The 24,441-nt window shown below is 53.3% G+C and carries 18 protein-coding genes; 4 read left to right on the top strand and 14 right to left on the bottom strand.

Annotated features, from left to right (window positions below; all coding sequences use genetic code 11):
* Positions 1 to 3: 3 nt before the first annotated feature.
* The 7 genes from bcsA to bcsB are packed head-to-tail and all read right to left on the bottom strand — an operon-like array spanning position 4 to position 10,611.
* The gene (gene bcsA, locus ACVL1J_RS12695) at positions 4 to 2,490 is read right to left on the bottom strand and encodes a UDP-forming cellulose synthase catalytic subunit (RefSeq protein ID WP_341236711.1); all 2,487 of its coding nucleotides are present in this window, start codon (positions 2,488 to 2,490) and stop codon (positions 4 to 6) included.
* Positions 2,487 to 3,227 (bottom strand): cellulose biosynthesis protein BcsQ, encoded by a 741-nt coding sequence (gene bcsQ / locus ACVL1J_RS12690; protein WP_341236710.1) that lies wholly within the window; start codon positions 3,225 to 3,227, stop codon positions 2,487 to 2,489. The genes bcsA and bcsQ overlap by 4 nt, the downstream gene beginning before the upstream one ends.
* On the bottom strand, positions 3,224 to 3,433 hold the full coding sequence (locus ACVL1J_RS12685; protein ID WP_159569085.1) for a hypothetical protein: 210 nt from the start codon (positions 3,431 to 3,433) through the stop codon (positions 3,224 to 3,226). Before ACVL1J_RS12685 ends, bcsQ begins: the two co-directional genes overlap by 4 nt.
* Positions 3,430 to 4,836, bottom strand: coding sequence for a hypothetical protein (locus ACVL1J_RS12680; RefSeq protein WP_341236709.1), 1,407 nt, complete (start codon positions 4,834 to 4,836; stop codon positions 3,430 to 3,432). The genes ACVL1J_RS12685 and ACVL1J_RS12680 overlap by 4 nt, the downstream gene beginning before the upstream one ends.
* Positions 4,837 to 7,236 carry a cellulose synthase subunit BcsC-related outer membrane protein gene (locus tag ACVL1J_RS12675; RefSeq protein WP_491665362.1) on the bottom strand — a complete coding sequence of 800 codons (2,400 nt, stop codon included), beginning with the start codon at positions 7,234 to 7,236 and terminating at the stop codon, positions 4,837 to 4,839.
* Positions 7,229 to 8,377, bottom strand: coding sequence for a cellulose synthase complex periplasmic endoglucanase BcsZ (gene bcsZ, locus ACVL1J_RS12670; protein WP_341236707.1), 1,149 nt, complete (start codon positions 8,375 to 8,377; stop codon positions 7,229 to 7,231). The genes ACVL1J_RS12675 and bcsZ overlap by 8 nt, the downstream gene beginning before the upstream one ends.
* A gap of 2 nt (positions 8,378 to 8,379) precedes the next feature.
* Positions 8,380 to 10,611, bottom strand: a complete 2,232-nt coding sequence (bcsB, locus tag ACVL1J_RS12665; RefSeq protein WP_341236706.1) for a cellulose biosynthesis cyclic di-GMP-binding regulatory protein BcsB — start codon at positions 10,609 to 10,611, stop codon at positions 8,380 to 8,382.
* A 247-nt stretch (positions 10,612 to 10,858) separates the two neighbouring features.
* Here bcsB and ACVL1J_RS12660 point away from each other — a divergent pair, with 247 nt between their 5' ends.
* Positions 10,859 to 11,197 (top strand): STAS domain-containing protein, encoded by a 339-nt coding sequence (locus ACVL1J_RS12660; RefSeq protein WP_341236705.1) that lies wholly within the window; start codon positions 10,859 to 10,861, stop codon positions 11,195 to 11,197.
* 6 nt (positions 11,198 to 11,203) lie between these two features.
* Positions 11,204 to 14,284: a response regulator gene (locus tag ACVL1J_RS12655; protein WP_341236704.1), complete on the top strand. Its 3,081-nt coding sequence runs from the start codon at positions 11,204 to 11,206 to the stop codon at positions 14,282 to 14,284.
* A gap of 10 nt (positions 14,285 to 14,294) precedes the next feature.
* Here ACVL1J_RS12655 and ACVL1J_RS12650 read toward each other — a convergent pair whose 3' ends face one another.
* Positions 14,295 to 15,167 (bottom strand): MerR family transcriptional regulator, encoded by an 873-nt coding sequence (locus tag ACVL1J_RS12650; RefSeq protein ID WP_159569078.1) that lies wholly within the window; start codon positions 15,165 to 15,167, stop codon positions 14,295 to 14,297.
* A gap of 61 nt (positions 15,168 to 15,228) precedes the next feature.
* Here ACVL1J_RS12650 and ACVL1J_RS12645 point away from each other — a divergent pair, with 61 nt between their 5' ends.
* Both ACVL1J_RS12645 and ACVL1J_RS12640 read left to right on the top strand, forming a co-directional pair.
* Positions 15,229 to 16,317: a phospholipase A gene (locus ACVL1J_RS12645; RefSeq protein ID WP_341236703.1), complete on the top strand. Its 1,089-nt coding sequence runs from the start codon at positions 15,229 to 15,231 to the stop codon at positions 16,315 to 16,317.
* A 2-nt stretch (positions 16,318 to 16,319) separates the two neighbouring features.
* Positions 16,320 to 17,183 (top strand): hypothetical protein, encoded by an 864-nt coding sequence (locus tag ACVL1J_RS12640; protein ID WP_341236702.1) that lies wholly within the window; start codon positions 16,320 to 16,322, stop codon positions 17,181 to 17,183.
* 7 nt (positions 17,184 to 17,190) lie between these two features.
* Here ACVL1J_RS12640 and ACVL1J_RS12635 read toward each other — a convergent pair whose 3' ends face one another.
* From ACVL1J_RS12635 to mreC, 6 genes are read right to left on the bottom strand one after another with little or no spacing between them, the layout of a single operon-like run.
* Entirely contained in the window at positions 17,191 to 19,104 is a 1,914-nt protein-coding gene (locus tag ACVL1J_RS12635) for an ATP-binding cassette domain-containing protein (protein ID WP_159569076.1), read from the bottom strand.
* Between the two features lie 17 nt (positions 19,105 to 19,121).
* On the bottom strand, positions 19,122 to 19,967 hold the full coding sequence (locus ACVL1J_RS12630; protein ID WP_341236701.1) for an NUDIX hydrolase: 846 nt from the start codon (positions 19,965 to 19,967) through the stop codon (positions 19,122 to 19,124).
* A 10-nt stretch (positions 19,968 to 19,977) separates the two neighbouring features.
* Complete coding sequence (gene rodA / locus ACVL1J_RS12625; protein WP_159569074.1) at positions 19,978 to 21,102, bottom strand: rod shape-determining protein RodA; 1,125 nt, start codon at positions 21,100 to 21,102, stop codon at positions 19,978 to 19,980.
* Entirely contained in the window at positions 21,099 to 23,021 is a 1,923-nt protein-coding gene (gene mrdA / locus ACVL1J_RS12620; RefSeq protein ID WP_341236700.1) for a penicillin-binding protein 2, read from the bottom strand. The genes rodA and mrdA overlap by 4 nt, the downstream gene beginning before the upstream one ends.
* A complete protein-coding gene (gene mreD, locus ACVL1J_RS12615) occupies positions 23,018 to 23,542 on the bottom strand; it encodes a rod shape-determining protein MreD (RefSeq protein WP_159569072.1) in 525 nt (174 codons plus the stop codon). The genes mrdA and mreD overlap by 4 nt, the downstream gene beginning before the upstream one ends.
* Entirely contained in the window at positions 23,532 to 24,434 is a 903-nt protein-coding gene (gene mreC / locus ACVL1J_RS12610) for a rod shape-determining protein MreC (protein WP_341236699.1), read from the bottom strand. The genes mreD and mreC overlap by 11 nt, the downstream gene beginning before the upstream one ends.
* Between the last annotated feature and the right edge of the window lie 7 nt (positions 24,435 to 24,441).

Below are 24,441 nucleotides of genomic sequence, written 5' to 3'. Positions count from 1 at the left end.
GCCCTAGTTCTCCCACTTTTCGGTTTGGTTTTTGTTGCCCATTAGGCGATTGCCCAGGCCAACTGCACCACCTTTGAGCCAGGCAAACAGGCGCACATAACCAATCATACCTTTGGCGAATACGTCTTTCAGGCCGCCCAGCGCGCGATCACGTGTCTGGTCTTCTTGCCAGTTCAGCCAAGCGTCGGCTCGTCCAAATGTGCACTGAATCAATTGTGTTTCCTGTTCTGGAGTCAGGTTGGTGAACAAGGCTTCAACATGCCCACTTTCCGTGAAATGAATTTTTGCAGGAAACAGAAATTCCCGGTCGCCTCGGTGCAATCCAACCTGTACCTGGCTGAACTCGCTGATGCCCGCGGTGTCGGCCACGGTCAAAGTCAGGCCAGCGGCAGAATACTCCTCGGTGTAACAGCTCACCGTGTAGCCGCCTGGCAGTTTAAGGAAAGCTGGCATAACCATGCGCACGCGATGGTGTACGTGCTGCTGTACCGACTCGGTGGCCACACCCACGGCAGCACCCAAAATTGCCAGGTTAAAACCGCACCAAAGCAGGTTCATGATCACGGTGCCAGTTTCATGGGTGTTGAACACAAACAGTCGAAGTAAACCCACGGAGAATCCAAGCAAATTGATCAACAGCAGGATCAAATAGGGTTTTGCAATGTTCGAATCGAAATAGCTTTTCTCGATCAGGCCGCCTTTGGAAGTCACGTTGAACTTGCCCAGCTTCGGATTAATAAAGGCCAGTGTTGTTGGCAAAATAATGTACCAAGACAACACGGTTTCATAGACCTCCGACCAAAACGACCGTCGGTATTTGCCCTGTATGACCGAGTTGGTATAGCTGGAAATAATCAATTGGGGCAAGGCGTAACTGAGAATCGTGACCGCCGCCGCATTGATCAGGTGCTGTTCGAAAAACAGGTAAGCCATTGGCATGATCAAAAAGATCATGCGTGGAATACCGTAGAAAAAGTGCAGCATTGCATTGGAGTAGCAAATGCGTTGAAACACGCTTAAACCCTTTTTGAACATGGGGTTGTCAGTGCGGAAAATTTGCGCCATGCCGCGCGCCCAGCGAATACGCTGACCAATGTGACCCGCCAGTGTTTCCGTGGCCAGGCCCGCCGCCTGAATATTGTTCAGGTACACACTGTTGTAACCCAGGCTGTGCAGTTTCAAGGCGGTGTGAGCATCTTCAGTCACTGTTTCCACCGCAATACCACCCACTTCCAGCAGGGCTTTGCGCTCAATGACAGCACAACTGCCGCAGAAAAACGAAGCATTCCAGTAGTCATTGCCGTCTTGAATCAAACCGTAAAACAGCGATCCTTCGTTGGGCATTTGCCGAAATGAATTGAAATTACGCTCGAACGGATCCGCCGAGAAAAAGTGGTGTGGCGTTTGCACCAGTACGCACTTGGGGTCGCGGCTAAACCAGCCCATGCTGGTTTGCAAAAACGAGCGCGTGGGAATGTGGTCGCAATCGAAAATTGCAACGTACTGGCCGTGGGTATGCTTCAAGGCATAGTTGATATTGCCCGCCTTGGCATGCGAGTTGTCCGGGCGGGAAATGTACTCCACGCCGGCTTGCTTCGCGAATTCCTCAAAGGCCGGGCGGTGGCCGTCGTCCAGAATATAGACCGTGATTTTTTCAAGCGGCCAGTCCAGTCCCTTGGCGGCATACACCGTTGGACGCACCACTGACAAGGGCTCGTTGTAACTGGGGATGAACACGTCCACCGTGGGCCAGTCACTCAAATTGAGTTCCAGTGGCATGGGTTTGCGTTTTAGCGGCCAGGCTGTTTGAATAAAACCAAAAATCAGGATGACCCAGGTGTAAGCCTCGGCGGCAACCAGCGTGTAGCCCAAGAAAATTTCTGCGCCGCTTTCAAGATCAAGAGAACTTGTAAAACGCCAAAACACATAGCGGGCCAATAGCAGCATGGTCAACGCCATCAAACACAGGTTGGCGAATCGCTCGGGTAGCCGTTTGAACAACATGGCGAACAGGTAGCACACCACAATGAAAATCCATTGGCCCGCCAAGGGCAGCGAGGCTTGTGCAGTAAACAAAAAAAGCACCAATGCCGAAAGGCCGAGTCCCCAACGAAATGGCTTGTGACGGGCTACAAATTGACTGGTGTTTTCAATGCGCTGTTCAAGCCGTGCCGCGCGTACCGCGTAGTCGGTAAGCCTGCTGAACATGGCGCGCACCGCTCGGTAAGGGCGTTGAATCAGTAGCTTGAACAGATAAGCAATCGGGCTGAGCAAATCATGCAAGGCCACCGCAATAATATGAAACACGAAGCTCGGAAGGCTGCGGCCTTGTCGACCATTGGACGCCTCGAATGCGCTGTTCAAACTGTTTGGGCGCAACCAAAGTGCCTGAAAAAGGCGCAGCAAACGCACCCGCGTTTTCAGGTTTGGAAATTCCCGCAAATCAAGCAATCGCTCAAGTCGGTTGATCCAGTTTGAGGAGGCGCTCATCCGATCTCCGAGTCAATCCAGTTGCACAGTTTTTGTTGGTCTTCAACCAACTGTGAACGGGGCGCATAGTCTGCCAGTACCAGTCCCGCTGCAAGGCTTTCGGCCAGTGCCTGGTCTTCATGCAAATAGAAAGGCAGCAGGCGGTGGCTTAATTTCATTTTGCACAATGTCCACAAATCGAGGTGCAATACTTTGGCCGAGTCGAAGCGGTTCATGAGAAAGTAAGATGCGCCCCGGCTCTCCAGCAAGTGCGGCAGCAAGGTATCAATACCCAAAATGGAGGCTGAATCCGGAATCAGTGTAATCAGGTTCAGGTCAGAAAGTGCCATGACTTTCTGGCACCAGGGAGTGGGCCAACGCGGCAAGTCAATGATCACCACCGCATCGTCAGCAAATTCATCTTTTTGAAACAGCTCGCTCAGGCGTTGGGGTTGCTCCATCAGCACGCGATCAATGGCCAGTTGTTGGGCAATTGAAATCTCGCCAAATGGCAATATTTTGAAGCTGGTATTGCTGGTGTTCACCACATGTTCAAGTGGTTCACCCTGCAAAATCACATGGGCAAGACCACGCCCACTGCTGTTGGTATAGCCCAGCTGAAATTCAATGTTGTTGATGGGGTCGGCCTGCACTAGCGTGACATTGCGCCCCAGCATGCTGAGGTGAGTTGCTGCGGCGATCGCCAGGCTGGTACGCCCTGCACCCCCGGTGGGGGAGACCAATGCAATAATGATCATGCGTCCTCTTTGTCATCGGGGCTGGCAATCCACTTGCCATGCCGCACTAACTGATAGCAGTTGTCAGGCAACTGGTTGTTACTCCAGTTCACCCAGTCGCTTAACCAGATTCGGGTTGTCGGGTTCTTCATCATTTTGCCCACCAGCAAAATGGCAAGTAAAACACCCAGTAAAAGGCCACTCAGGATCAGCCCAAAAACAATCATTTCGCTTCCTCGCCAAGCAGCCTGCTCAATCGCTGGGTCCATGGTCTGTTCTGGTTCATGGCTTCGGGGGTTTCGTCCCAAAGTTCCGCAAGTTTCGCGGGTTCACTCAAGTCTGTACCCATCAAGTCCTCGACCGACAAAGGCTCAAGTTCTTCGTGCAAGTCTGCAAGCAATTCACTTTGGGTTTCCTCGCCCAAAAATTGAATGTCACCACTAAATAGCACAGGCAGGTTTTCCCGGAAACACGATTCAAGCCAATTGCGGTAGCTAGTGTCATCGGGTTCGCTGACCCACACTTTCAATAGGTAAATGGCCTCTCGGGTGGCTGTGAATACGCAGGTGGCTTGCGACCAGTTGGCCAGTCGCAGAGCAGTTTGCGCAGTCATGTGGTGCATCAGGGAAAGGCGTGTCAGCGTGCAATGCATGGACCACTGCTTGGACAATTGCAACATCATCAAACCCTGCGCAGCAAAAGTGGGGTTGGCCACCACCGTTAAAAGCCCAGGCATGAATACTTCATGCAAGTCGCGGGCAAACGTGTTCTGGTGATTCTCTGTTGCAGGCTGAATCAGCGTGGGTTTGTGAAGCTGCATCGCCGTAATGCCCAACCAGGTTTCAATGTTTTCTTCTTGCAGCCACACGGTGTCGGCACCCATGCGAATCAATACCGATGCGTCTTGAGCGCTCATTTCGCCGCGTGCCTGTACATGAATTCCGTGTAGCTCGTTGGTGTCAAAGCGAAGGCGATGGCAGGTTTGTGCCAGTTGTTTCAGGCTGCCAAATACACGGCTGTCCAACACATGGTGTATGGGCAGCTTCGAAAACCTGGTGGGGTCATTCCACAGGTTGGTTTGCAGGCCCCACTGTGTGGGCCACCAAGGGCGAAACTCAAATTCACCATGGTCGCTGACATCGGCAAGTCCGTCTGCGAAGGTGCACCATTCTGGCAGGTCGCCTTGCACCGTGGTCACCACATGCGCTTGTGCGTGGTGAGCCCATTGGTGCAGCAAGCGCATTTGCGCCAGCGGGTTTTGTCGGCTCACGGGTTCAGAATTGTCATTAAACCAAAGCTCGGCATGGTCAATAATAACCAGTGCAGGCTTGAGCACGCACAAGGTGTTGAGCGAACGGCACAGCTGTCGAATGCCGTTTTTTGTATGTCCTTTGGGCCACAAATTTCGAACTGACACCACATCAAGTCCTTTCGGAGCGCCTGTGCGTGTAAGCAGGTAGGGTTCCAGAAAACTGCGGACTTCGTTTTTTGGGCTTGCGGTCAACCACAGGCAAGATTTGAATGGCGTCTCTTCTTGCGAGTTCAGCCAGTGTTGCACCAGGCCCTGCGAAAAGTGATTCGCATGGGGGGCTCGCACAACGTAGGCTCCGGGCTTGGGCAAGTCAATCATTCAAAACCTCGAGTAGGGTGTTACACCCTCGGGCGGCACACTCAGTTCGAAAAAGTCACCAAACGAATATTTCGCATACAACTGTAATCTGTCGGGGTTGTAGCCCTCAGAGCGGTCAATTTCAAAGTAACCGCCGACCACAAAGTTTTTCAATACTTGGCGTTCAAGTGCAAGGCGCAAACCCGTGCTGGTGCCCCCACCTGGGCCGCCAGTCTGCAAGGTCGGGTTGCCTTGCGCGGCAGCTGCAGCAGCCAGTTCCGGGTTGAGTGGGTAAAGGGCAGTGTCGTCTTCGCGTGACTCACTGGCGCCCACACGTGCTTGAGCCTGCCAGGACCAGCCATTCATGGTGCCAGTCCAGGTGATGGGGAAGGTCAACGATCCAAACGCCTGTGGACTGTAGTAGCCACCTTGGCCGAAGGTGTAAAAGCGCAGGTTTTTCTCGAACGACCACAAAAACAGCGACGCACCAATTTCCACTTCATGCCCAGGGCGTTGAAATACGGTTTTGCCCACAATGCCTTGCAGGTTGTACTCGGTATTGTCCGGAATATTTTTGCCGGTAATCAGGTTGGCGCGTGCAATGCCCACAAAGTCGAGTGTGGAGTCAAATGCCTGGTAATACACCGCGCTAATACCGTTGCGCCTTGCGCCACCCCAGGTTTCGCCGGTCAACGGGTCGATAGCGCCAGTGGTCGAGAGTACGCTGCCGTTGACCATGCGCCTGGCCAGCTCAAGTCGCAATGAACCCGCTCCCACATTGGTACTCCACTGCACACCACCCACCCAGTCATTGACCGGGTAGTCGCCCACGGTGGTACCTACATCCACCCGGTATTGCTCGGTTTGTACGCCCAACCCCACCACGTGGCCTTTGTAATTCTGGTCCAGCCGGTTATTGGCAATGGCTGGGTCGGTGGGCAATGTGGTGCCCAATTTTGCAAAGTTGCTGGCGGTGGCTGGGTTCACCCGGCCAGAATTCGCGTTCAATGTGTCCGCGCGTAAAAACAGGGTGCGCTCAAAATCGAGCGGCAAATCCAGTTGCAAAGGAATTTCATCGCTATCGATTCTCGATACGCCTTCATCCCCGTCGATGATCGCGTTCTCATAGGACATACGCAGCCGTACCTGACGTTTGCGCTGAAGGCCTTGTTCCAGTGCCTGCACCTCCGGTTCAGCGCGCCATTTAGGCGCTGCCCCAATTGAGCTTGCCAGTGCATTGAACTGGCCGTTCCTTTCTTGTGCGCGAAGTCCATCCAGGTACTGGCCGTATTGCACCCGTTTTTCAAGCGCGGTCATGCCTTCAGTCCAGTTCTCGCGGGGCACCGCGTTGATCAATGCAACGGCTTCTTCATTGCGGTTTTGGCGGGCGGCCAGCAGTGCCGCGGCAAATCGCATTTCCTGTCCTTTTTCAAGGGCCAGGCCTTCATCCATAATTCGTTGTGCAGCCAGCTTGCTGCCCGTATCTCCTTGGTCATCCAGCAGGCTGGCCAGGTCATACCGAAACCACGGGTAGCCCGGGTTCAGGTCCACCGCGTTTTGAAGCAGCCGTGCCGCTTCGTTTTTGTTGCCTTGATCAATCTGTTTTTGTGCCTGGTCAGCCAGTTGTTGTCCTTGCTCAAAGTCAGACAACACCGGAGTGGCTTGTGCCTGTACCTCGGGTATTGCGGGTTCAGCTTGCTTAACCGGTGCTGCGTTTGTCCGTGCCACATTGTTTGGTCGACGGGTGGGGCGAGCACTACCGGATGCGGGTGATTGTGCAAGTGTATTGCCAGCAACACCGCCCAGTTCGGCCAATAGTGTTTTGTAACGTCGGTCATCCGGGTACTGTTTGGCCAGCTCAGCCACTTGTCTGCGAGCATATGCTCTGCCCTCGGCTGTGCGGTTCATCAGGCGATATATTTGCACAGCGGCCTCACCCAATGGTGGCTGTGGCAACAACTGCTGAAGTCGCTGTGGCAGGTTGGGTGGAATTTGCTCGCTGTCGGCCAGGTAACGTAACTCGGCGAATTGCTGCCGCTTGTCTGAAGCCAGTGTAATTGTCTGTTGCAGTTCAATGGAAAACCGGGTGTTGCCATGCACCAGCTGTAGTTTGCCAAGCCAAATGTTGGCGGCCTGTACGTCGCCGCGTGCGATATCGATTAAACCTTGCCAACGCAGGGCAGACGCATTGGTGGGCTCAATCAACAGTATTTTGTTGAACGACTGTGCTGCCAGATCGAACCGGAAACGCTCATACCAGTAAACCCCTTTGTCGCTTAGTGCACGAATATTGGTTTGCTGTGTATCCACATTGGCATGGGCTTGCCCTGCAATTGCCAAGGGCATTGCTACAAAACAGGCTTGAATGGCCAATGCGAGTGCGTAGGTCCGCAGACTTGGATTTTTTTTGCACTTAGCCACAGCTTTTAACCTCTTTGCCACGGGGCATGAATTCGCCCAAGGTGTTGAATCGATACAAGCCATCCATATAGCCTTGCCCAAAAAGGCTGAGTGCGCCGTTGTAATAGCCGTACTTTAGCCATTCTTCCTGGTTTGAAGTTTTCAGGCTTTGCGCGTGAAATTTTTTCGCAAGTTCGGGCATGCCGATTGTTTGCAGAAACGGGGCCATCGCCGCTTGAAAACCGGCAGGCCCACGTTCACCAGAAAACTTTCCATTCATTGGTTCAAACCATTCTGGCATGTTCTGTCGTTTCAGCAGCAGTGCCGCCATGGGAGAAAGTTGTTTCAACAATGCTGCGGCAGTGGGGTCGTTTTTACTGGTCATGGCAATCCACAGATAGGTGCGTATGGCATCGTAATCGCCACGTTGCTCGTCCTCGGGAAGGCTCATTTCACCGTTGTTGTATAGCACCCAGTCGGGATAACTGCCTGTTTTGCCAGTTTCAAGCAGCAATTGTTGGCTGGCCAGGTAAATTTGCGACCAGCGGGTGTCGTCCGCCCAGGCATTGGCAAAGCGGGCCATCATGAAAGGCGGTACGTAGCTGGGGTTGAGTTTAACAGCACCGTTGTCCAGCACAAATCCGGTGTGACCCGGCAACAGGCTCAAACCCAGGCCACTTACTTCCATGCTTTCTTTGTTCAGAATCAGTTCGCCCAGGGCGCGGGCTTTGTCGGCATAAGGTGTGTGGCACCACACCCGACTGGCTTCCAGCAGCGCATAAGCGATCCACAGGTCAGCGTCTGAAGCACTGTTAGCATCGATCACGCCCCACGAGTCCCCCTGCTTTCCCCAAATCCAGGCGGGCAGCTGCTTACCCATGTCACCAGCGCTCAGGTTGTTCTCAGTCCATTCCAATATGGCGTCGAACGTTTTTTGATCTTGGGCAACCAATGCAAAAAAGAGGGCGTAAGACTGCCCCTCCGACACCGTGCGCAAGTCTTCCTGGCTGCGATCGATTACACGCCCGTCTTCGCTGACAAAAGCGCTTTTAAAGCCTTCCCAAGCGGGCCACGACTGCGCTGGCGCAGCGCTGCATGCGGAGGCCACAATCAGCGTGGCGCCGAGCCCCAGGCGTTTGAGCAATTGACGCCACAAGGCCATGTTCAACTGCCTTTTGTGCGGCGCGAAGCCCGGCCAGACAACCAGCCGAATGCGAGTATCGCCAAAATGACCCCAGCCAGCGCTCCGCCTACAGCGATCAGGGCCGGGTATTCGGAAAACGCAATTCGCAAACGCAACCACCAAGGCAGTGCGCCGCTAATGTAGGTTTCGCCCAGGCTGTAGCTTTGAATGTCGTCACCACGAATCAGGCTCACACTGCCTTTGATTTTTGCCACATCGCCGTAATCGGACAAAGCGGCCACGGCGCGCTCGAAACTGTCCTGATCGGTGCCGGTAATCACCACCCCTGCTTTTTTGGGTGCCAGGTGTGATTCAAACCCCATGATTGCGCCCAATGAGCCTGCTGTTTGAATCAAGGCGCGTGCATTGTTGCTGGGTTGCAATTCAGACTCGCTTTGCCACAAACCTTTCAGCCATTGAATGGCTGGGGGCAGGCCCATGCTCCGCTCTGTTTCGCTGAGTACCATTGGCAGGTTTTTACTTGCGGAATCCAGCCAGCTCAGGCGTTCGCTGGTGCCCAAGGCCAGCCAGTTCTTGCTGCCAATACCCTCGGGTTTGTCCGAGACAATCAGGCTGGTGCGTGTGGCAGGCAGACCTGTCCACTGACCAAACAAGCCCATCACGTTCAGGTACGAGCGAATTTCAAGCGGCGTGGGGTTGGCTGGCAAAACAATTGCAGTATCTGACAAGTCAGCCATGATGCTGAATGGGTAACCGCCGTTGGCAAACGCAGTCAAGTTCGGCATGCGGGTGTAGTGGGGCAAATTGGAAAAATCCACGGTGGATTCTGGATCAATGGAACCGCGTGCCACTTGCGATACCCGCGTGCAGGCGCCACCACCCTCCGCCATGAATCCAAAAGCGAATGCCAGCTCGTTGTTGCCGCCCACCCTGAAGGCCGGGATTTGCAAGGCTTCTTCGCTGGTCAGTTCGGCCTGGCCCAACAAATCAATATTGATTTTGTTTTGTACCTGCTCGGATCGTGGTGCAAGGCGGAAGGATTGAATCAGGGAATTATTGATTTCAATGTTCAGCAGTGAATCATTCCAGCGCGAGGGTGCTGTGTACCGGTACTTCAAATCCATCGGGATATTGCGGCCTGCCCAGCTGAACAAATCGGGCGGAAGGCGCAAATTGATCGCAGCACGCGGTTTGTCTGCGCTGACTTCAAGTTGACCCGGAAAGTCGATTAATTCACCAAAGCGCACTGGTCGGTTGGTGGGCACATAGCGTGGTGCGTCATAGGGCTTTCGTGGCGCCCCCAGGTCTACTTTTTTGACCAAGGCTTTCTGTCCACTGAGCACCTGGCCTTCAATCACTAAACCGTACACGGCCTGCAACAACTCCTCGTCAGTACGGCCCATCACGTAAAGGTGTTTGATCCATGGGTTTTCTTTGGCGCTCACAATCATGAGTGATGGGCCTTCAATGTCCGCCTCACTCATACCCTCAGGCATTTTCTTGCCTTTGGTCAAAATGATGGTGTGTCGGGTGCTCGACGCCGTTTCAAGCAAATCAAACTCAGCCTGTCGGTAAAAGGCCTGGGCTCCCATCCAAGAGGCCAGAATACCGGCTGCCTTCATGCTTGTTTCGGTTTGCTCCAGTGGTAAAACCAATGGCAGTTTTAGTTTGCGGTTGTCGCGGGGATCAAAAAAGGGTGCTGGCAACAAGGCCAGGTCATTCACCAGGTTCAATGGTGTTGAGCCAATCGTCAGTGTGCTTTCGGGGCGCATGTCAAGGCGCAGGGTTGGGTTACCCGGGTCTACGCATTCACTGTCGTAAGTACCGTCGTATTCAATCCGCACTGTCGCAAAATCGGAAAACAGCAACGGATCCAGTTCAATATTTATCGTGTGTGGTACACCAGCCCTTGCCACGCTCAGTTGAGAAATACCCGAAAGCTGATTGTTCACGTACACGCGCACAAATGACTGATCGTGTCGCATTCCTTGGGGGTACAGCACACGCAAACTCAGATTGGCGCGAGTCACCAATTCGTCCAGCCGAATACCGGAATTCAAATCAACAAAGCGGTTAATACCACTTAAGCGGACCCCGTTGGGCTGTCCCATCTCGGTAAAAGTCAGGGTTCGGCTCCGTTCTATCGCCACTGTGCTTTCCAAATTGGCTGCCGAAGTATTGGCCTCAATGCTTTCTTGGGCGTGACCAGTCAGGCAAAATAGGGCGAAGGCTAAATAAAATATGTGTCGCATAAGTGGGGTCGCTGGTCTGCTTGGTTGTAAGAACAGGCTTTAAATATTGACCTGATCTGATCATTGCAAAGGTCAATTTTGATTAATATTTGTCAATCTTTAAAAAAATATGAATCATTAATTGACACGTTATCCTATTGTTTTTGTATATGCTTAATTTGTAGAGCTTGTTTTATACAATTATCGCGTGAAGTGCCGAAAAGCGCACACTTTTAGAAAAGAGAATTAACAGTTTAGGGCGAACAACATGGTTTCGACAGAAGAGGTGGGGGATATTTTCTTGCTGCGCGTAGATGCAGTTCGACTGGACAGTGCGGTGGGAACAATCATCCGCAACGCGGTGGTGCCCAAACTGGACTCCACCCGAAAATTTGCTTTGGACATTGGGGCTGTCAAACTGGTGGACTCTGGTGGTTTGGGTTCTCTGGTTGCTTTGCTCAAAAACATCACCAACCACCAAGGCAAGTTGGCCGTGGTTGGCATGAATAAATCCGTGCGAATGATGTTCGAGCTATCTCGAATGGATCGCCAGTTTTCCTTGCTGGATGACATGCCCAAAGCTGTTGCCTTTTTACAGCAGGCTTGAGCCACTGTGACAGAACACGACCTCAACAAGCAGCTACCCCGAATTCTGGTTGTTGATGATTCGGTGGTTGAGCGAAACCTCTTCGTTCACATGGTGGCCAAGTGGGGTTATCCGGTTGAGTTTGCAGCCAGCGGTCAGGAAGCGATCGAACTGATTGAACGTGACCGTTTTCAGTTGGTACTTGCGGACTGGCAAATGCCAGGTATGCAGGGCACCGAGTTGTGCGTGGCGTTACGCCAACTCGACTTGGGGCAGTACACCTACATTATTTTGATGTCGGCCCAAGATGATGAAGAATTTCTGATCAAGGCGCTGGATGCCGGTGCCGATGACGTACTCGCAAAGCCTGTTGATGGCAATGAACTTGAGGCACGGCTGCAGTCCGCTGTGCGTCGAATCGAGCTTCAAGCTCAACTTACCCGGAAAACCAATGAACTGGCGCATGCGCACGAAGTAATTGCACAAGATCTGCGTGCGGTCTCTGGTTTGCAGCGCAGTTTTCTGCCCGAGGCGCAAAGTCCCTTTCAGGGGCTGAATTACCAGTGGCTGTCTGTGCCATCCAAGTATGTGTCGGGTGATCACCTGCAGGTTTTTGAATTGCAGCGCGACGTCTATGGTTTTTACCTGCTCGATGTGTCTGGTCATGGCATTCCGGCAGCGGTCAAATCCATGCAACTGGTTCAAATGTTTGCTGACCGTTCCAACACCAGTATCGTTTTCGAAGGACGCTTGGGCAGCGACGGACAACGGATTGTTTCCAAACCACGCGATGTGGTGGCGCGTCTGAATCGATTGTTTCAGCAAACCGAGTCTGACCTGTCGTATTTCACCATGATCTACGGTGTGTTTAACACGGCAAACCGCAATGTCTCCCTGTGCCAGGCAGGTCACCCGTCTCCGCTTCTGTTATCAAAAGGAAGCACAGCCACTGTGTTGGGTGGTGGGGGTTATCCCGTTGGCTTATTCGAACTTGATGATTTCGAAGACATCGAGCTGACTTTGGGCGACGATGACTCTTTGATTCTTTACTCCGATGGCGTGACCGAGGTGCTCTCGACCAGCTCAGAAGCATTTGGAGAAGAACGGTTGCTGGAGTTTGTCAATCAGCAAAGCAGTCAGGGGCGTTGGTCCGAATTGCCCGAGCGCATTCAGATGCGTGTTCAACATTGGGGCGGCTCGGTCATTCGGCAAAAGGGTTTCGAAGACGATGTGTCCATTTTGATGTTGGCCCCGCGTCCCGGTGTGCTGGATCAATGCGATGTGGTTGATGCCGACCGACAAGTGCCCGAACTCATTTTTCGCCTTCAGGAAATTCAGGAAAGTCGCCCAGCGACATCGCCTGTGAAAGCCGGCAAGTCAGTTGTGATCGTTGATGATTCCCGAAGCTTCTTGAGAATTTTTGAGGCCATGCTGCACAGTTGGGGTTACACCGTGTATTCGGCAAAAAATGGCCACGAAGCATTGCCCCTGATTGAAACGCATCAACCCGACTTTGTACTGACCGACTGGGACATGCCCGGCATGAGCGGCATTGAGCTTTGCGAGCAGGTGCGTGCCCAGAAACAGAATGCGTACACCTACATCATCATGATTACTGGCTATGCCAGTCGCGATGATTTGTTGAACAGTTTGCGTGTGGGTGCCGATGACTTTATGACCAAACCGGTCAACCCGGGCGAGTTAAAGGTGCGGCTGCAAACCGCCGAGCGAATCGCAGACTTGCACACAGGCCTTGAGCACAGGCACACAGAGCTCAGTCAGTTGTATGAAGCATTGCAGCGCGACATGCGGGAAGTGTCCCGCATTCAGCGTGCCTTGCTACCCAAAAGCAAACAAGAACCTTGGCCGTTTGCGATTCAAACGATCTACCAACCTTATGGCTATGTGTGTGGCAAGCAAATGGGTTTGCTTGAAACCCAAGCCAACGAGCACGGCTTTTTCATGCTCAACATGGCTGGGCAAGACACGGCAACGGCCTTGCAAACCATGGCACTGGCACGCTGGTTTTCCATGGCCCGAGCCACGCGTGTATTGTTTCCTATCGAGGAAACCAGTTCCAAGATTCGACGCTATTTGGCCAGTCCCGAGCAGGTGCTGTCCCAGCTTGCGAGTATTTCTCCGTCCCTGAAAGATGAGCCACCCCAGTTCGACCTCCTGTATGGTTTGATCAATCTAGACCAAGGCACATTGCTGGTGGCCGGCATTGGCGATTGGGCCATGGTCATGGCACAGCCAGGGCTGGCGCCTGCTTTTTTTGGTTCTCAGAGCGGGTCGGCCCAAGCCCATGGGCTTGGACAAATTATTTACCAAGGTGTGATTGCACCAGGCAGTCGCCTGTATTTTTATCCGCAAGAATGTGCGAACACCTTGGGGGTACCCAAGCCACAGGTTTGGCAGCAATCGGTGTTGCTGGATGACAGTCAAGGGCATGTGCTGACTCGGGAGTTTTCGCGATTGCTCGATTCAGGACAACAAGAAGTGGGGGCCGAAGGGGATTTGTGCCTGCTTGGTATCCAGTGGCGCGAAAGTTTTGATGTACAGCGCACAGAATTATCATCCAGTCGAATTTCAGAACTTGCCGAAGAATTCGTTCAAACTGGTTTGACTGTCAAGGACGAGTTTGATTCGCATGAGAAAGCGTTCAAGTTAGGCGAGTTCCTGAACTACATAGCTTTCAGTGCAGTGGCTGATACGGTCAGTATTGGTGTATTAAGCCGTGCCGTGCGAACCTTCGTTGAAGAATTGGCCTACTCCGAGGAAGTTTGTTACAACACGGATCTGGTTGTGTCCGAGGCGCTGACCAATGTCATGTTGCATGGTTTTAAAGACAAACGCCCTGAGCCGGCACAGCTCACTGTGCTTGCTTTTCAGCAGGGCGTGGGCGTATTGATTGAGGACCTTGGCAACTGCATACCGCAGCAGGTGTTGAGCAAAATGCACCACGAGCATTCGTTTCAAGACGATCTTAGTCTTGGCGATTTACCGGAGGGTGGAATGGGATTGGCATTCATGCGCATGGTGTCACAACGTTTTGTGTATCAAGCTGGCCAAAATCGAAGCCCCAACCGATTGCTGTTGTTGCTCTAGTCTAAAGTCTTTATTTTTTCTCTTCGCTGTTGACTGGTGGCTCTGGGGGCAACCAGCCCGTGGGTTGCAGGGCTGGGTTGTTCGGCATTTCCTCGGCCATCTTGTCGATCAGGCCGACAATGCGCTCATCTACAAACTTGCTGGCCGACTTTTGCAGAGCCCGCGACACTTCCGATTCAATGGCTGTCATGGCCAAGGGACGAATCTTCCAGATTAATTGTGCCAGCCTGGGCAATTCTTCCTTGGGGGGCAGGTTGTCACCATACTGATCCAGTTCTTTGACGAACAGTGAGACCGCTTGATCGCAGAAGCTTTCAAGGTGCCCCCGAAGTGAGGCAATCAAATCAAGCAGGTCGAGCAGCGGCAGGCCAGCGCTGGCCATTTCCGCGCCCGCATGCAGAATTTTCGGACTTGGCGCACGGTAGCGCAAACCATCAGGTTCCAGCAAACCCAACTCGATTGTCTTGGCTAGCGCCCCTCGGCTCAGGCTCGTGCCAAACATGGTGGCCAAATGCACTGGGTTGTAATTCTTTGGAATTTCGTCGGTCCACGGACTGGTAATGGCGTGCGTTAAACCCAGCAATTGGCGAAGGTCGTAACCCTTGTCAATCGCATCCAGCATTTCGTGGATGTTGCTCAAGGTGTAACCACGACCCAACATTTGTCCAATAAGCTTTAGTCGCGACAAATGGTCTTCGTTGTAAAAGCCGACACGTCCGCGTTTTTCAGGTGGGGCCAACAGGCCTCGGTCTTGATACGCGCGAACATTTCGCACGGTGGTGTTGGCGGTGCGCGCCAGTTCATCAATGGTAAACTCGCGACCCTGCCCACTGGTGGAAGTGTCTTTGTTTGCCGACGATTTTTTGAAGCGGAATGAAACCATTTAAGAATTGTAACCAAATGTGAGAGTATCTAGCGAACCAAGCTTGATGCAGTGCGCAATTATGAACAAACACTTACTTCTTGCCATCGGCCTTTTGGGCCTAAGCGGCTGGGCAACTGCCCAAAACATTCAAAACAAAACTCTGGATGAAGGGGCACTTCGAGCTTGCCTGTTTGTTGAAGACGATCAACTTCGCCTGCGCTGCTTCGATGATGCCACAGGCAGAAGCCTGGTGGTCAAAGATGGTTCAGCGCCTGAAGCAGCTGCAGCCCTGGATGGTGGTTTGTTGTTGTACAAACGCAGCGAAGACACCACATTGAGTTGGCTGGATCGTCGATGGGAGCTGGCCCCTGCAGCCAAACGGGGTACGTTCTCGATTCGCCCTTATCAGCCGGTCTACCTGTTGCCGGTGTATCACAACAAATCGCCCAACGTTCGCCCAACAAGCCCAAACCCCGCCAACACAGTACAGCCAAACCAGGCATCTGAGAGTGTGGATCGAAACGAGTTGAAATTTCAGCTGAGCCTGAAAACCAAGGTCATGGAGAACATGTTCGGTGACAACGGTGATTTGTGGTTTGCATACACGCAATCGAGTCGTTGGCAGGTCATGAACCAGGATATTTCCCGCCCGTTTCGCGAGACCAATTACGAGCCTGAGCTGATCTTTACCTGGCGCTCGAGCTGGAGCGAGTTCAAAGACGCCACCGGCTGGGAGCCACGGCTGCTTGGTTTAAGCCTGAATCACCAATCCAATGGGCGAGCCTTGCCTTTGTCTCGCTCCTGGAATCGCCTGATTGGCATGGTGGGGCTTGAACGCGAGAACACCATGGTGCAGTTCAGGCCGTGGATCCGTTTAGCGGAAGATGCCGCCGAAGATGACAATCCCGACATCAGTGATTTCATGGGGCGCGGCGATATGCTGCTGGTCCACAAACACAATGGCCATGAATACTCGCTGCTTACCCGGCACAACTTTCGCGGTGGCGACGAGTCGCGTGGAGCGGTTCAATTCGATTGGGCATTTCCCCTTACCAGCAATTTGCGTGGCCATTTGCAATACTTCACCGGCTTCGGTGAAAGTCTGATTGATTACAATTACAAGTCTGATTACCTGGGGGTCGGGCTGTCCTTGGTAGGGTGGTATTGAACGTGTGGTTACAGAGTGCTTTTCTCGCGTGCCTGTTGTTGACCGGATTTGCGCATGCCAAAGACCCGGTTGTTTTCGTGCTGGCAGCCACTGACAAAGTGGTCGTGACCAACCCGAAAGGTCAGAAGTACAGCGCCTTGCCCACACAGCGGTTGCTTCAGGGGCATGTCATTAACGTACCCAAAGGCGAACGTTTCTCGGTGCAGGTGCTGAAGACTGGTAATCGCCGGGTGTTCACTGGCCCCGCACAGCTTCGTGTGATTGCCGATACCGTGCGGGTGCTTAGTGGTCCGCCAGTCAAAGTGTTTCCAATAGAGCAAGCGCACCAGGACTTGATTGATCAGTGGGTTAATTTGTATGCTCGCCCGCGTGGTGTTCAGCCAGCCAAGAATGGCAAGGCCGAGCCACCCAAGGAAAATACTCTTCGTGTTTTGCGACCAATCGACGGATCGCTGTTGCTAACGCGCAATCCCGAATTTGTTTTTCAGGGTGAGCTGCCCCGAGAGGGCAACTTGATGTTGTTCGACTCAAAAGGCAAACGGTTCTGGGTGGAGCCGCTTGAAAGTGAGTATGTCAGCTTGCCGCCCGCCGCGAAGTTTGAGTGGGGGCAAAGTTTCACCTGGGAAGTGCGGCGCCTGACTGGTGGCCGAGTAACCAGCGGCAGTTTTCACATTGCAAGCGAAGAGACTGCGCGCAGCTTGCTGGAAGCCAGGGTGCCTGACACCGATGAGGTTTTGCCTGAATCGAAGCTGTATTACGGCATGCGTCTTCAGCTGGCCAATGCGTTCAAGGAAGCCAACGAAGTTTGGCAATCATTGGGCATGGTGTTGACCGCACAGGGCCAACCCAGCCGAATTCGTCGCTAATACTTCCTCAGCCGTCCAGTTCTTCCCAACGGGCATAGGCTGCCAAAAGTTCGTTTTCAAGTGTCACCATGCGGGCTTGCGCAGCAGTCACCACGCCGGCATCTTGCTGGTAAAAATTGGGGTCGCCAATTTTGGCAACCAACGCTTCCTGTTCCGTTTCAAGTTTCTCGATCAAGGCGGGCAGCATTTCCAGCTCGCGTTGTTCCTTGTATCCCAGTTTTTTGGTTTTTTTGGTGGCAGTGGGTGCAGTGGGTGCAGCCGGGGTAGGGGGCGTTGCTACCGATGCTGCACTCGGGGTAATGGCCTTACCCACATTGGCCCAGGGGTCAGTGGTGCGCTGGCGCAACCAATCGTCATAGCCCCCCACGTAATCACCCACCACGCCATCGCCTTCAAATACCAGGCAACGGGTGACAATCTGGTTCAAAAATTCCCGGTCGTGGCTGACCAAAATCAGTGTGCCTTGGTAAGCCATCAGCTTTTCTTCCAGCAACTCAAGCGTTTCAATGTCCAGGTCGTTGGTCGGCTCGTCGAGCACCATCACGTTCGAGGGTGTTGAAAACAACTGGGCCAGAATAAGCCGCGCACGCTCGCCGCCCGACAAACTTCGCACCGGTTGGCGCGCGCGGTCGGGTGTGAATAAAAAGTCCTGCAAATAGCCAATTACATGCTTGGCCTGCCCATCAATGGTAATGAACTCTTTGCCGGCACCAATAATTTCTACCGCAGTGTCTTCTTCGTTGAACTGACTGCGCAACTGGTCAAAGTAAGCAATTTCCAGTTTTGTGCCCAACTTAATGTGGCCCGAGTCAGGGGGTAGCTGCCCCAGTAACACCTTCAGGGCAGTGGTTTTGCCAATACCGTTTGGGCCCAGAAAACCAATTTTTTCACCACGCAAAATGGTGTTGGTGAAATTGCGTAAAATTGGCAAGTCGCCCAATTGCTTGTTGATGTCGGTCAGTTCGGCGACCAGTTTGCCACTGCGCTCGGCCTCCTGTACCTGTACCTTGGCAGTGCCCACAATGTTGCGGCGGTCTGAAAACTGTTTGCGCATGTCCATTAATGCGCGCACGCGGCCTTCGTTGCGGGTACGGCGTGCCTCAATTCCACGGCGAATCCAAACCTCTTCTTCAGCCAGCTTTTTATCGAACAGCGCATTGGCTTTTTCCTGCGCATGCAAAAATTCAGCTTTGCCTTTCAAAAAGCCTTCGTAGCCACCTGACCAGCTTTTCAGCATGCCGCGGTCCAGGTCGCACACGCGGGTGGCCAGCTTGCGCATGAAGGAACGATCGTGGCTTACGAAAATCACCGCCCCCTTGAACTGACGAATTTGTTCCTCCAGCAATTCAATGCTGGGAATGTCCAGGTGGTTGGTGGGCTCGTCCAGCAGCAGCACATCGGGGCTGCTCACCATGGCTTTGGCCAGCATCACCTTGCGCTTCATGCCGCCCGACAACTTGGCGAATGGCAAATCAGGAGGCAACTTCATGCGGGAAAGCATTTGGTCTACTTCACTTTCTAGATGCCAGCCGTGGTGCTCGCCCAATTCGTGTTGAGCATTCTCCAGTGTTTTCGCTTGCTCCGGTGTTAGCGAGTCATGATCCAGTGGGCCCAGTGTGCGGCTGATACTGATGTGTTTGCCCAGCTCCCCAAAACCCTGCGCCACCACATCAAAAATAGTGTCATCGTGTTCTTGCGGTACAGCCTGTTCAAGGCAGGTCATGCGAATGCCGTCTTGCTTGATCACCAAGCCGTCTTCAGGGGTGGTTTCGCCAGTCAAAATCCGGAACAAAGTACTTTTGCCCGTGCCGTTGCGGCCTACCAAGGCCACGCGTTCACGTTCTTCAATTGAAAAATCAACCTGATCCAGCAGCACAGTGGTACCAATCCGGTACGTGGCGGCTTTTAAACCCAACAACATGTTTGTTCCTTTCGTATTTATTTGGTGGCATTCAGCGCCAGCGCGCAGCACAGGGCTGCATCGGGTGTGAATTGCCAGGCATTGATTGCTTCGACGCAGGCATTGGGCGACATTAACTGGAAGGCGCTTACCTCGCCATCGCGGTTTTCGGGGCGACGACCCCGCTTTAACTGGCCATGAAACAAAATGACTGTTTCGTGATGCCAGCCACCATACAGCAAGGGGCGGCTTAACACCAGTTCATGCGGGGCCAAAGGTTTGATCCAGGCAAAATCGTCTGAATTCAGCCCCGCCTCTTCATCAAGTTCACGCCACAGGGTGCGCTCAACGCTTTCGGCACTGGCAATACCGCCAGCGGCCAGGTTGTCCAGCATCCCTGGGTTTTCATGTTTGGTGAGCGAACGCACACCTGTCCACACGCAGCCGTTGTGGTTTTCAACATGAACATGCACCGCGCGGCTGCGCAAACCCAGTGTCTTGAACAAGGCCCGCTCGGCGGTGGCCAGCACCTGCCCTTGTGGGCTCAGTAGCAGTTGTTCCTCGTTGCGCCAACCTGGTACCAGGCCCAGGGCTTTGAGCATATTGCCTGCACTGGCCAATTTCGCGCTAAGAAGCTGTGGCCCGGCAGTGCTTGTGCAATTCATCCCAAGGGCGGTGCTTGTGCATGCAAGGTCTGCAGCATGAAACACTTTGTCAAAGGTGGTCTGGTGTTGGGTGTCCCAAAAACCCAGGTGTTCGCCATTCAATATCCATGGAATGAATTGCTGGGCAGGGGCGCTGTTCTCGTCGCGCCAGCGCGCTGTGAAGGGCTGAAACTTTCCGGGTAGTGCGTTTTGCAACCAGGCTTTGCTGGCTTGAATCATGACAAGGCCTTCAGGTTTGAATCAGTTTTTTGGTATTTTGAATGCTCATCAAAATACCTGCACCCATGCCCAAGGTCACCATGGCGGTTCCGCCGTAGCTCATCAAGGGCAGCGGCACACCCACCACCGGTAAAATACCGCTGACCATGCCAATGTTCACAAATGCATAGGTGAAGAAAATCAGGGCCATGGATCCCGCCATCAGGCGTGAGAACAACGTGGGCGCGTTGCCAGCAATCACCAGTCCCCGCACAATCAGGCAGGTATAAAGTGTCAACAGCACCAGGCAGCCCAACAAGCCGAACTCCTCTGCCAGCACCGCGAAAATGAAGTCAGTGGTGCGTTCCGGAATAAATTCCAGGTGGGTTTGCGTGCCTTGCAAGAATCCTTTGCCGGTAAACCCACCCGAACCCACGGCCACCGTGGACTGAATAATGTGAAATCCTTTTCCAAGCGGATCTTGGGTGGGGTCGAGCAAGGTAAGTACCCGTTGACGCTGGTAATCGTGCATCAGCGTCCAGAACACGGGCAGGCTTGCCAAGAATAAACCAGTGAGCCAAGCCAGCACTTTCCAGGACAAGCCCGCGAAGAAAATGACAAAGAAGCCCGAGCCCAACACCAGCAGCGCCGTACCCAAGTCGGGCTGTTTCAGAATCAAAACGCCCGGGATGGCCAAAATAATCGAGGCCACTGCGAATTCTCGCCACCCAGAGACGTTTTCTCGCTGCTGAAAGAACCACGCCAACATCAGCGGCATGGAAATTTTCATGATTTCTGACGGTTGAATTCGAATAAAACCCAGGTTAAGCCAACGCTGCGCACCTTTGGAGATGTCGCCAAACAGTTCAACGGCAATCAGCAAAATGACCCCCACCACATACAGCGGCACGGCAATGCGCATCAAAAACTGCGGTTTCAAATTTGCAGTGATCCACATCACCATGAATGCAATCAGAAGATTGCGGGAGTGGTCGATGAATCTGCCCTCGAAATCGAAAGCGGCACTGTATTGGGTAATCAGCGCAAACACCACCAGCGACAGCAAAATGGTGCTGAGCACCGGGTCAAATACCGTCAGGAATGGTTTGATGCGCGGCCAAATCGGTTCGCGTTGAATGGCGCGGGTTCGGTTCAAGGCAAGGCCTCCAGGTTTGCAGCCTGTTCAGGAGCTTGGGGCGCTGGCAAAGCAATTGAGGGATCGTTCTCCGCGTCAATTCGCCAAAAAGTATCGAGTACCTGTTTGATCGCAGGGGCCGCAGACTGACTGCCAAACCCGCCGTTCTCAACAATGGCAGCCAAGGCAATTCGGGGTTGTTCCATGGGTGAAAAAGCAATAAACCAGCCGTGGTCGCGTAGGCGTTCGGCCGAGGCGGCACGGTCTTTGTAAGTTTCGCCCTGTTTCAGTCCAAACACCTGCGCAGTCCCTGTTTTGCCCGCCACCTCATATTTTACGTCCTTGAAAACACCCCGTGCCGTGCCTTCAAGCACTGCGCCGCGCATGCCCAGTTTGACTGTATCGACATGCCGTTGTTGCAAGTTGAGTTGCTTAAAAGCTTCCAGTGGTTTTTCAGTGACTTGTCCACTCACCGGGTTTTGGAAAGCCCGCACCAGTCGGGGTGTTGCGTTCATTCCGCCGCTGGCCAACACTGCTGTGGCGTGCGCCAATTGCAGCGGTGTGTAGTTGTTGTAGCCTTGGCCAATGGCCACCGAAATGGTTTCGCCCGAGTACCAGCGTTGAGCCTCGGCTTTTTTAAAAGCAGCTACTTTCCATTCCCGTGAGGGCAACACACCGGTTCGTTCTCCGTCCAGATCAATACCAGTGCGTGAACCAAAACCAAAGCGGCCCATGAATTCTGAAATGATGTCGATACCCATTTCACTGCCCAGCATGTAGTAATAGGTATTGCATGACTCGGCAATTGATTTGTACATGTCCACCATACCGTGGCCGCCAATTTTGTCATCCATGAATCGGCGCGAGCCGAAGTCAAAGTAACCGGGGTCGCGCAGTGTGCTGGATGCCGTGCGAAAGCCGCGCTCCAGGGCGGCCAGCGCCATGAAGGGCTTGAAGGTGGAGCCGGGCGGATAAGTGCCTGTCAATGGCCGGTTTAACAAAGGCCGATCGATGCTTTCATTCAGTAGCTTCCAGTTCTCAGAGTCAATGCCTTCTACAAACAGATTGGGGTCAAAACTGGGGGCGCTTACCATGGCCAGAATATCGCCATTGCGCGGATCGATGGCAACCAGCGCCCCCCGTTTGCCTTGCAATGCCTTCTCCGCGGCTTCTTGCAAGCGGATATCGATCGATAGCATCAGGTTTTCACCCGGCACTGCGGGCGAGCGTGAAAGCACCCGAACGGCTCGGCCACCCGCCGAGGTTTCTACCTCTTCAAAGCCGGTTCGTCCGTGTAATTGCGTTTCATAACGTTTTTCCAGACCGTCTTTGCCGATGTAGGCCGTGCCCCGGTAGTTGTTTGTTTGGTCGAGTTCTTCAATGCGGTCTTGATCCCGTGCCGAAATTCGACCAATGTAACCCAGCAAGTGCGCCGCATATGAGCCATATGGGTATTGTCTAAAAAGGCGAGCGCGAATTTCCACGCCGGGAAAACGGAAGCTTTGCACCGCAAACCGGGCCACTTCTTCGTCCGTCAGGCGGGTACGAATCGGAATGGATTCAAATCGTTTCGATTCAGCACGCAGTTTCTTGAATCGTCTGCGATCCAGGGCGGAGATTTCAACAATCTTGCCGAGTTCATCAATCATCTCGTTCAAGTTGTCGATTTTGGATGGGGTGATTTCAAGTGTGTAGGCTGAATAATTGTTCGCCAGCACCACGCCGTTGCGGTCAAGAATCAGCCCGCGGTTGGGCACCAGCGGCACAATGGTGATTCGGTTGTCCTCGGCTTTGGATTGGTATTTGTCATAGCTGATCACTTGAAGCCAAAGCAGGCGCGCCACCAGCACCAGAAACAGCAACACCACAAAGAGGCCAGCCAGAAACAGCCGGAACCGGAACTGTTTGATGGCTTGTTCTGGGTGGTTAAACTCGGTCATATCGGGCGGTCGTTGTCACGGTTTTCCGGAAGCTTCTGTGGTGCGAGCAGCAAGAATTGAGTCAGTGGCCACAATGCAGCGGTCAACGCGCTTTCAGCAAATATCAAGGTGCCCGGAAATGTGCCGCCGAACATGACACGAATGGCCACGGTAATTGCTTGCGCAGCCAACAGCAACGGAAAAATATGCGCCGCTTGCATCATTGGCGAGAACCACATCACCCGCCGGTGAATGGTGATGGCGAAGTAGGAAAGCAGGGTGTAGGCCAGGGCATGTTCACCAAACACGCTGGCTGAATGCACATCAATTGCGGCACCAAAACACCAAGCCACACCAATGCCAATTCGTCGGGGTTGACGAATATTCCAGAACACCAACACCAAGGCCAACAAATCGGGCGTGATCCAGTTTCTGTCGATCGGAATAAACTTGAACAGCATTGCAGCCAGCAGTGAGAAGGTGATGAACCATGGGTTCACTGGCCGTAAAATCTCGGAGTCGCCAAACGGGTTAATTGCCATTGCCAGCCTCCGTGTTGGTCGCAGAGGGAGGTGCCGTGGGCAAGGCAGGTGGTTTTTCCCTGAATGTGTCCAGTACCAGTACAAAACGGTGGCGTTCTACACCGGCGATGGGTTCACAGAAAATACTGGCAAAGGCATAGCGTGAATTGCGTTCTACGCGAATAACTCGTGCCACCGGAACGCCTCGGGGATACACCCCATCCAGCCCGGAGGTCACCAATAAATCGTTGTTCTCAATGTCGGCGTTGGCCGCCATGAATCGGAGTTCAAGCAAACCGCCGTCCAGCCCGCCATAGGCCACGCTGCGAATCCCATTGCGCAAGTTTTCAACCGGTATGATCTGTTCCTTGTCTGTGATCAGGCTGACTTCGGCACGGCTTGGAAATGCGCGGGTGACTTGCCCCAGCAAGCCCAGTTCATCGATGACAGGCATTCCTTCCTTCACACCCTGAATCAGACCTTTCCCAATGATGATTTTTCGGGAAAACGGATCGCGTGCATCGCTGACAATTTCACTGAGTATGGAGCGCTTCACTTTCAGCGTGTTGCCCACATTCATCAGTTTGCGCAGTTTCTCGTTTTCCTGGCGCAGGGTTTCCAGTTCGTGCAGTCTTTGTTTGTCTTGAAGTTGCTCGAGAATCAAGGTTCTGTTTTCGGATTGAAGCGTGTCGAGCGTTGACACATAATCAATGCCGGCCTGGCTCCACTCAATGGGCAGGCTTGCAATTTTTTGTAATGGATAAAGTACGGTGCCCACCGCTTTGCGCACCACTTCCATGGCAGCAAAGCGCGAATCGAGAAACAACAGGCCCACCGAGAGCGCGACAAAAAAGGCCAGCCGCACGCGTGCGGATGGGCCTTGTTTGAACAACGGTGGTGGTGTGTACTCCATAGGCTTG

It is taken from the genome of Limnobacter sp. G6BE5S (genome assembly GCF_058448965.1).
Note: the sequence above shows the minus strand (reverse complement) of the source record. Positions and strands in the feature narration are given on the sequence as shown.